Below are 9,023 nucleotides of genomic sequence, written 5' to 3' on the forward strand. Positions count from 1 at the left end.
ACGATCCGTCAAAACACGTAGCAATGATACTTTCTGTTCATCAAAGAACGGTACTACCCTATCATTAAGAAGATCTGCAGCTGTGATAGCAGTCCTTTCTGTGTAAAGCTTAGCAAAAGCAACTCTGGAATAGGTATCAACAAAGGTTTGCTGGTAAATTCGTCCAATACCTTTGATATTACCAACATAATAACTGTCTTGGCTACCTAAGTATCCTGGATGCTCTGTTTCAATTTCTCCATGGGCCTCTTTTTCTTCCTTAGCCTTTTCTAGAGCTGTTATCTGTTCTTCTGTTAAAATGATACCATCCTGAGCTACTTTTGCTTCTAATGCCTTTAACCTCTTTTTAAAATTTTCAAGATCGTTTCTTTGCCACACTGATCTTATTCCACTTGCAGAGATGAGAATTCCTCTCTTTTTCAGTTCGTTTGCTGCTCTTTCTTGTCCGTATGCTGGAAACTCTATTGCTATTTCAACTACTGCTTTTTCTATATCCTCCGACACTCTATTTGCATACAATGGCTTGCTTTTGCTTATCTCGTGTAAAGCCTCTTCTCCTCCTGTTTCATACAGTTCTTTGAAGCGGTAAATGTATCCCTTGAATATCCCATTACTTTACACGCCTGTGATACATTTCCTAATTGCTTTGCAAGTTCTAGCAATCCCAACTTTGGTTTTAGTATTTTTTCTTGTGTTGTATTCATATCTGACACTCCTTTAAAACTTGTCTATATTTTTATCTTACTTTGTTTGCTTGTCAGATCAAGTCTAAACTATTACAACTAAACCTTCCTGCTCACTAGTTGTTGGCTGTATCAAAATTGCAGATAAAGCAGTAGCTACAACTTTATCAGCTACTTCATTTGTACACTTTGCCTTTTCCTGTTCTCTTATCAGTGTAAGCTCATTTATATCACTTAGTGAGTCAAATTTTGTTGCATCTTCAAATATAAAAGATTGCACAGCACTCTTTTCAACACCTAAGAAAGCACCATTACCAAACGATAATGCCACATCTAATAACTTCTGCATTAAACTGTTTTTAACAATGAATTTAAATAGCTCCTCTAACACAACTGGCACTCCAAAAGTAAAAAATGCTCCTCTCACTAAATAGGTTGTTATTTCATATAACAATGCACCACACAAGAGTGCCAATGGTCCAAATACTATAAAACCGCAAAGTAAAGGCAATGGCATGGTCTGACCTGATGATATTCTACCTATAAGCTCCATTGAAATTATAAACCCAATAAGTAACATAGCTCTACCTAGATATGTCCTTTCTTTAGAGCGTTTGTTAAAGTTTTTCTCACGTAACTTAGAAAAATCATTGTTAACTCTGACTTCAAAAATATTATGGTTGATTTTTAATTTTAGCTCTAAGTCCTCTATTCCATGATGCCACTTATGACACCTTACAATTTCATCAATTATCGTACTAACTTGATTATTGATTTTGTATAATTTGCTTTCTTGATATAAGTTGCCTTGATAATATTTTTCTCTCAAGTCTACACAATTTAAATTCTTTAAATCACATAAAAAATCTTTGATTTCTTGTGCCATTTTATTAGCATCATCTTCGTAGCCTACAGCTTTCAAAATTGTTACCAAGTGTTTATTTTCAATTTGAGCAATTGTTCTATCTAATGCACGTATATATTGCTTGGATTGAAAATATGAGATGATTTTTTCTTTATATCTATCCTCATTGCCTTCGTACAAACTATTTCTTTTGAAACTGCTGTCATGTTCTTTGGCAATTTCTAATGCATGAACCAATACATTTTGCGCCTTCACACTACTTTCACAGTGACAGTTTCTGATTATGTGTACATACGCTCTTGCACTGGTATCTCCAGATTTATCTATATTGTACGCTTTAGCCAAAAAGACTAAATAGTCAAACCCTGCCCAAAGATAATACATTACCTTTGTTATAGCACTCCCCACAGAAAATAAAGCTGAGCATGTGCAAGATAATTTACCGTTGTTTTTAATTCTGTTCTCATATGAACGAAGGTATGCCTCTGTACTTTTTAAAATCCTATGTAAATCTTGTTCTGTCTTTTTGACATCAAAATCATTTATATCATGAACCTTTTCATACGTTTCTTTTATCAAATCACTAGAAAACTTCTTCAGAGCTGAATCATCAATATTTCCTAATGCATCAATATTTTTACTAATATAGATTTCTATTTTTCTTCCAAGTTCTTCTCCCATTCTATTTTTAGCAACTTATTGTATTTATTAGTAGCTGGAAACAAAACTTTCTGACAAAATTTCTGTGGTTCGTTTTTAAAATTTGCTAAGATCTTATTCACAAATAGCTCAACTTCTTCACCTGCAGCAGCGAAAAACCATGATTGTCTGCTCTCATTACGCTCTCTATTTCTTCCAAGATTCTGTAGGGCTTCAGATGGATTATTGAACTGACTAACCGAATCTGCAAATATTGATGCAACATGATTATATTCACTATCAAATCCACGACCTTTCGATCCATCTATAACCGTTGTCAACGCATATTTAGCCAATGAATCAAAATCTCTTTTTTCATAATCACAATAAAGAGTTCGATATCCACCTATCTGATTACGTATTATCGCTGAAAAGAGTCTGTTTTCTCCAATACCAAGATCATTTTTCCCAATTCCTGCAAAGATACATTTATTTTGTTTGCAGAAATCAATGAGACTATGTAGTATACCTTCCTCTCTTTCCATGAGGTCATGGAGCTCTTTGCTTAAGCGCCAATTATCAACTATTAAGCTGCATTGCTCATTATCACTTTTACTCAGTGCTTCAATTACTGTCTTTATTTGCAGTAAGAGCTCATCTCTAGCAAATTGCTCACTAAAGCCTTTTCTCTCTAGGTAGCTTATAATATTGTTATCATTAGTGGTGCTAACATTCTTTTTAACATCTTCTATCAATTCACTCAAACCTTCTCTTCTTTTTTTATCTAAAGTAATATTATCACACTTCATTAAATATGAGAGAGTAAGATCGATCATTGAATGCATTACTCTATATTTTAGATATTCAGCAGTACTACTGAAATCCACCTTTTCTTTTAATTCAGATATCTGCTCTTCTGTCAGACTAGGATGTTGCTTTTTAACGCAGCTTATAAAGTTCGCTTCGCGTAACTTGAGCCTATAGTCTTGATAAGATATCCCTTCAGGCTGAAATTTATTATACACTTCATAACGTGTACTACCTTCATATACTAAATTATCTCTACCCTGCAACGCAAAGTTAAGATTAACTATACTATTTACATCATCAGCTAAAAGCAGAGCACTTTCTCCAATTGGGCTTTGCACATTCCATCTTATAGAAGTTAATAAATCATCGGTATCAACAAGCTTATTGTAATTAAAAACTTCTTCGCTCTCTTCAACATATTCATGAGCTGGGCTCGATTTTTCTCTAGTAAATAAGCTACGCACGTTAGCAAGAAATCTAGAAAGCAGTTCTTTTGACTCTACACCAGTTGCTTTAGTTAGTACCCACCAAATTGGCAACATTACTATACCAAATATAAACATAGAAATTGTATAATATAAGTTTCCAATCAAAGCAGAATACAGCCAATAATCTGAAGTTAGACCAATTACAGCAGCAACATTACTATTTATAACAGGAAATAATGTAATCATAGGTATTATAGTAACAGCAATATTCACTACAAATGCTAGAGTGAAATTTGTTCTCCTATTGGTTTTTGCAATAACACTTGCTGTTTCGATGGCGTTTGCAATACAACGTCTACTCAATCTTGTCGGGCTGATAACTTTTCCGCATCTATTTAAAATCCTTCTCTTTGGTGTTGCAGTGAGGTAAGTCGTAGGATATTTCTCATCAAGCTTGCACATGTTCTCAAAATCCTGCTGCTTGTTAATACTGTCTGCTTCATCAACACTAATCCACAACTTGGTATTTTGGTCTTTAAATTTACGATCATTTTCTTGCTGTAATAACAGGTCATGTGTCGCTATAATTGTTGTAGGTTTAGTTGCCTTCAGTGCATTTTTAATTTCCTCAGCAGTTTTAGGTGTCCTAATGTTTACAGTAAATGCACTACTCATCATTTTTTTAGCTTGATTCACTAGGTCACTACTTGGTACTGCAACCAGATGATGAAACCCTGCTTGGGTTAGTACATGACTCAGTATTCCAATATCGTAAGTCTTGCCAAACCCAGTTTCTGCATCGATCATAACATTACAGTTAGTAGTAGAAGGGTTGCGTAGATGTTCTAATACCCCTTCAACAACAGGTTTACGACGTGCTACTATTATAGATTCCTTTGTATCATCAAGTTTTATAGATTCACCTTGCAACTTACAGTTGATTTCTTCTAAGCCACTTATAATACTTTGCTTTTCTTGATTGCTGATAGAACTCACACATTATCCACTATAATTATCACAATATTAATTGTATGTTAATTCAGTAAATTGTCAATTCTATAGACAAAAAGCTGATTTCAACTATCATATTAATATGAATATATGCCTCGGAATAATTACTTCTCCCCATGGAATCAAAGGAGCTGTTAGGATAAAAACCTTTACTGAAAAGCCCGAAAATATTTTCCTATATGGTGAACTAATAAGCGGAAGTGAAAATTATAAAATAAGCTTGGTGTCTGTTGTCAGTAATAATTTAGTAATAGCAACAATTAGCGGTGTGAACTCCCGTAATGAAGCAGAACTTTTAAGAAATAAAAAGTTATATATAGAGAGAAATAAGCTACCACAATTAAATGATGAGGATGAATTTTACCAAAATGATCTTGTGAATATGGAAGTAAGATTAGAAAGTAATGAATTATATGGCTATGTGAAGTCTGTACATAATTTTGGCTCAGGGGATATATTAGAAATTTTGGTTATCAGCACAAAAAAAAACATTATGCTATCTTTCACTAAAGAAATATTTCCATACATCAACATGAAGGAAAGATATATAGTAATCAACATGCCAGAATTCATTGGCCAATAAAAATTTTGATATTTGTATAAAGTTATTTATAATCATCAGACTAAATTAAAAGTGTAGTTATGGCAGAAAGGGCTAATGATATCAGGCTAGGTCAGGTACTAGAACATAACGGTGGTTTATTTTCGGTTATAAGTATTATGCATACTCAACCTGGTAAGGGTGGTGCATATATACAAGCTGAAATGAAAAATATCCAAACAGGAGCAAAGTACTATGAGAGGTTTCGCTCTGATGCAACAATCAGAAGGGCAATTTTAGATGAAGAGGAATATGTTTATCTCTTTACTGAAGGGAATATCGTAAATCTTATGCATCCAAGTAGTTACGAGCAGATTGTTATAAATTTAGACTTATTAGGGGAAAAGAAGGCTTATTTGCAAGATAATATGAAAATTAAAGTAGTAACTTATCAAGATAAAATAATTTCTGCACATGCGCCTGATCACGTTACACTAACTGTAAAAGGAACAGAGTCTGTTATCAAAGGGCAGACTGTTACTGCTTCTTATAAGCCTGCAATTTTGGAAAACGGAATACGTGTTAACGTGCCTCAATTTATAAAAGAAGGGGATAAAATTGTAGTACATACTCCTGATAACAGCTATTACGAAAGAGTAAAAGAGTAAATGGCCATTTCATCACCACGAATCAATGTGATGCTTGATTCTGTACGCAGTGCCTCCAAGCAGCTTATACGTGATTTTAATGAATTGCAAATTTCAAGCGTTAAGTCAGCAGACTTTATCAATAAAACTTATTCAAAATCCAAGCAACTTATATACGATTGCTTGAAAAACTACAACCAGAACTATGACTTTATTTTTGAAGACGATGTGGGCCAAGATCTAAAAGACGGCAGTTATACTTGGTTTATTATGCCTATAGAAGGCAAGGAAAACCTTTTTAGTTGTATGGTTTATTTTGCAGTATCAGTTTGTCTCATTCATAAAAACAGAGTTGTAGCAGCTGTGATTGATGCTCCAGCGCTTAGAGAAACTTTCTGGGCAGAGGAAAAGAAAGGAGCTTTTCTTGAAGATTTCAAATCTTGCCATGTAAAAATGCGGATGAAAGCTCGTGAAGGGGGAATAATAGACATAAGTGGTAATTTGTTAAATAAATTACCACTTGACAATAATAATCTACGCTCCCTTGGCTCAACGGTACTAGGTTTTGCATATCTTGCTGCCGGAAGATACAATGGAATAATTTACTCTGGAATTAATAAATATAAAACTTCACTCGGTAGGCTTTTTCTGCAAGAAAGCGGTGGGAGAGTAAGGGAAGATAACGCGCTTGTCATTGCTGGAGATATAAACTAAAGTTCATTCAAAAGAGCAAAAGTCACGTAGTGAAAATAATAAATGGTCTTACCTACCCCTCATTGCAGCAGGGTGGCAAAATAAGATGGACGAGAAAAGACAACTATAGGAACAAATAGGTGTCATTCCAGCACGTGACACTAGAATCCAGATTGTTTAGACTGGATCCTATGGTCAAGCCATAGGATGACAAAAGAGTAAACTTTACCTGTGTGAGCTATAGATCCCAGTGTTAGCTACTTTCATGACAAGAAATAAAGTACTGATTTTGTACATTAACCATGCTTTTAAATAGATACCTTATTCTTGGCAACTTTAAACTCAACAACAGACACAAACAGACAATTTCTCAAAAACTTTTACAAGAGATTTTGTTAAATGCTCTATCATTTCATTTGTATGGTAAGGCGTAGGAGTAATACGGAAGCGCTCAGTCCCCTTTGAAACTGTTGGGTAATTTATATGTTGTACATATATTCCATACTCATCAAATAACAATTTTGATGCTTTTTTGGACAACTCAGGATCGCCAATTATGATTGGAATTATATGAGTTTCTGTTTGAATAAAATTCACTCCTGCGTTTCTCAGTGAGTCTTTTACCTTTTCAACAGACTGCTTTTGCTTCTCTCTTTCAACATTGCTCGATTTTAAATGCTCAACGCTTGCCTTTGCTGCTGCTGCTAAAACGGGTGACATAGCAGTAGTAAAAATAAATCCTGGGGCTGAACTTCTTATTACATCCACCAAGCTCTTTGAAGACGCTATATATCCACCCATCACTCCAAAAGCCTTTGATAATGTACCCTGAATAACAGTTATTCTATCCATCAAACCTTCTCTTTCTGCAATTCCGCCACCGCGCGGTCCATACATGCCAACTGCGTGTACCTCATCCAAATAGGTAATTGCATTATACTGATCTGCTAGATCACATATCGCTTCAAGCGGTGCTACATCACCATCCATTGAGTATACAGATTCAAGTGCTATTATTTTCGGCGTTTTTATATCTATAGACTTTAGCAACTGCTCTAAGTGATCAACATCATTATGCCTAAATATGTGCTTCGGTCTTTTTCCTGATTTTATACCTTCTATCATTGAAGAATGGTTTTTCTCATCTGAAAAAATTACCACGCCCGGAATAACAGACGATAAAGTACTAAGTGTAGTTTGGTTGGCAAGATAGCCACAAGCAAAAGTTAAAGCAGCTTCTTTTTGATGCAAGTCAGCCAAAGACTTCTCGAGCTCAACAACTTCCTTTGTTGTACCTGATATATTTCTTGTTCCTCCAGCACCAACAGATGAATTTTGAATAGCAGCAATGACACTATCGTTTTGTGACATTCCCAGATAATTATTACTGCACCAGACAATAACCTCTCTATTTCTTTCATAATCCATAATATAGGGAAGTTTGCCAGGTAATGACGCAAAATGCGTAAATTCACGATAGCGCCCTTCTTCTTTTATATCTTTGATTTTATTTAAGAATATTTCTTCGTAGTCTACCAAGTTTTTATCTATTAACAATCAATATAATTATAATAAATTATTAAATGATAGACTACTATTTCTTAACTTGCTTCTACAGCAGCATTACGAACAACCTCCTCAACATCTGGTCCTTTAAGTGGACCTGAAGGTGCCTTATTATAATAATGTACAGCTATAGCAGCAACTATACAGAAAGCTCCAATGCCTGCCGCTACTCCTGCTACCAGCAGACTAGTACCGAGAGCAAAATATGCAACTGGTGCAGCAGCTAATGAAAGTACTCCAGTTACTGCAAACATCCATGTAGCCACAGTAGGCCATTTAACGCTATTCTCTTTTGTGTAAATTTTGTTGCTATTACTAGCTTGCTTATTAGCTACTGATTTTGGTTGTATATTTTCGTTAGCAACTTGTTCTACATGCTTGGCGGGTTTATTAGAAGTTTGCTCTTTTCTGTTATTATCAATTGATATTACGGTATTAACACTTTCATTTGCAAAACCTAATGATGATGATTGAGGTAGAACAGTAAAATCTTCTTTATTGTGTGCAGTACCATATTGACTTTCGGGAATAGGCGATGTACCCTGATCTACAGCTGTAGGTATTGTAAGATTTTGCTGATCATCTTTTTCGTCATTTAGATCATCAGACTTTCCCTCAGTGACCATTGAAGGCATTTCTGCTGCAGTTTCAGGTACTTCTGTTTCAGAAATAATATCAAACGAAGGAGAATTTGAAGAAATTCTAGGAGAATCGTCACTTTCAAGTTTAGAAAAACCATCATCTTCAGAACTCAGTGATGGTGAATCCGGCTCGCTTTCTTTACGCTCCACTACAGGAATTTCTTGGCTACTTGCAGTAGCAGCTATATTACCACTCACTGATAATGCAGCAACATGCTCGAACTCTTTTTCAAGAAATATTTTAATTTTTGCGAGCTTGCTTTGAGATAGTTTATCTTTGTTACCAACTTCCGTCTTATTAGCGTCTTCTAAGGCTTTATTCAAGATTTGCTTTGTGTCTACACTATTGTCCTCTTTCCTTACCTTTTCCACTAAAGACATTACTTCTTCATAATTAAGAGCGAAGATAGCATTAGACAATTTCTCTTCTATATTTTTAGGCATTTTACCCATCCTATAATTATTATTATCTATAGTTTCTTCTATTGAAACCTTTTTA

General features: G+C 34.8%; 7 protein-coding genes and 1 pseudogene. 3 read left to right on the forward strand and 5 right to left on the reverse strand.

Annotation, left to right across the window (positions count from 1 at the left end; translation table 11 throughout):
- The 3 genes and pseudogenes from OUY_RS03170 to OUY_RS06425 form a co-directional block, all read right to left on the reverse strand.
- Nucleotides 1–704: pseudogene (locus OUY_RS03170) on the reverse strand (helix-turn-helix domain-containing protein); the annotation flags it as partial.
- Between the two features lie 64 nt (nt 705–768).
- On the reverse strand, nt 769–2,229 hold the full coding sequence (locus OUY_RS06420; RefSeq protein WP_246038654.1) for a hypothetical protein: 1,461 nt from the start codon (nt 2,227–2,229) through the stop codon (nt 769–771).
- Nucleotides 2,202–4,421, reverse strand: a complete 2,220-nt coding sequence (locus tag OUY_RS06425; protein ID WP_246038656.1) for a DEAD/DEAH box helicase — start codon at nt 4,419–4,421, stop codon at nt 2,202–2,204. Before OUY_RS06425 ends, OUY_RS06420 begins: the two co-directional genes overlap by 28 nt.
- A gap of 97 nt (nt 4,422–4,518) precedes the next feature.
- Between OUY_RS06425 and rimM the strand changes: the two genes are divergently transcribed.
- Genes rimM through OUY_RS03190 form a run of 3 tightly spaced genes read left to right on the forward strand, consistent with a single transcriptional unit; the run spans nt 4,519 to nt 6,338 of the window.
- Nucleotides 4,519–5,019, forward strand: a complete 501-nt coding sequence (rimM, locus tag OUY_RS03180) for a ribosome maturation factor RimM (RefSeq protein WP_139686664.1) — start codon at nt 4,519–4,521, stop codon at nt 5,017–5,019.
- Between the two features lie 59 nt (nt 5,020–5,078).
- The gene (gene efp, locus OUY_RS03185; protein WP_139686665.1) at nt 5,079–5,645 is read left to right on the forward strand and encodes an elongation factor P; all 567 of its coding nucleotides are present in this window, start codon (nt 5,079–5,081) and stop codon (nt 5,643–5,645) included.
- A complete protein-coding gene (locus OUY_RS03190; protein ID WP_139686666.1) occupies nt 5,646–6,338 on the forward strand; it encodes an inositol monophosphatase family protein in 693 nt (230 codons plus the stop codon).
- Nucleotides 6,339–6,659: 321 nt separating this feature from the next.
- Here OUY_RS03190 and hemA read toward each other — a convergent pair whose 3' ends face one another.
- Both hemA and OUY_RS03200 read right to left on the reverse strand, forming a co-directional pair.
- Nucleotides 6,660–7,856 carry a 5-aminolevulinate synthase gene (gene hemA / locus OUY_RS03195; RefSeq protein ID WP_010403233.1) on the reverse strand — a complete coding sequence of 399 codons (1,197 nt, stop codon included), beginning with the start codon at nt 7,854–7,856 and terminating at the stop codon, nt 6,660–6,662.
- 62 nt (nt 7,857–7,918) lie between these two features.
- The coding region (locus OUY_RS03200; RefSeq protein WP_458695226.1) for a TomO hydrophobic C-terminal domain-containing protein at nt 7,919–9,023 on the reverse strand (1,105 nt) is incomplete at its 5' end.

This window comes from Wolbachia endosymbiont of Leptopilina clavipes (assembly GCF_006334525.1).
In the GTDB taxonomy this organism is placed as follows: domain Bacteria; phylum Pseudomonadota; class Alphaproteobacteria; order Rickettsiales; family Anaplasmataceae; genus Wolbachia.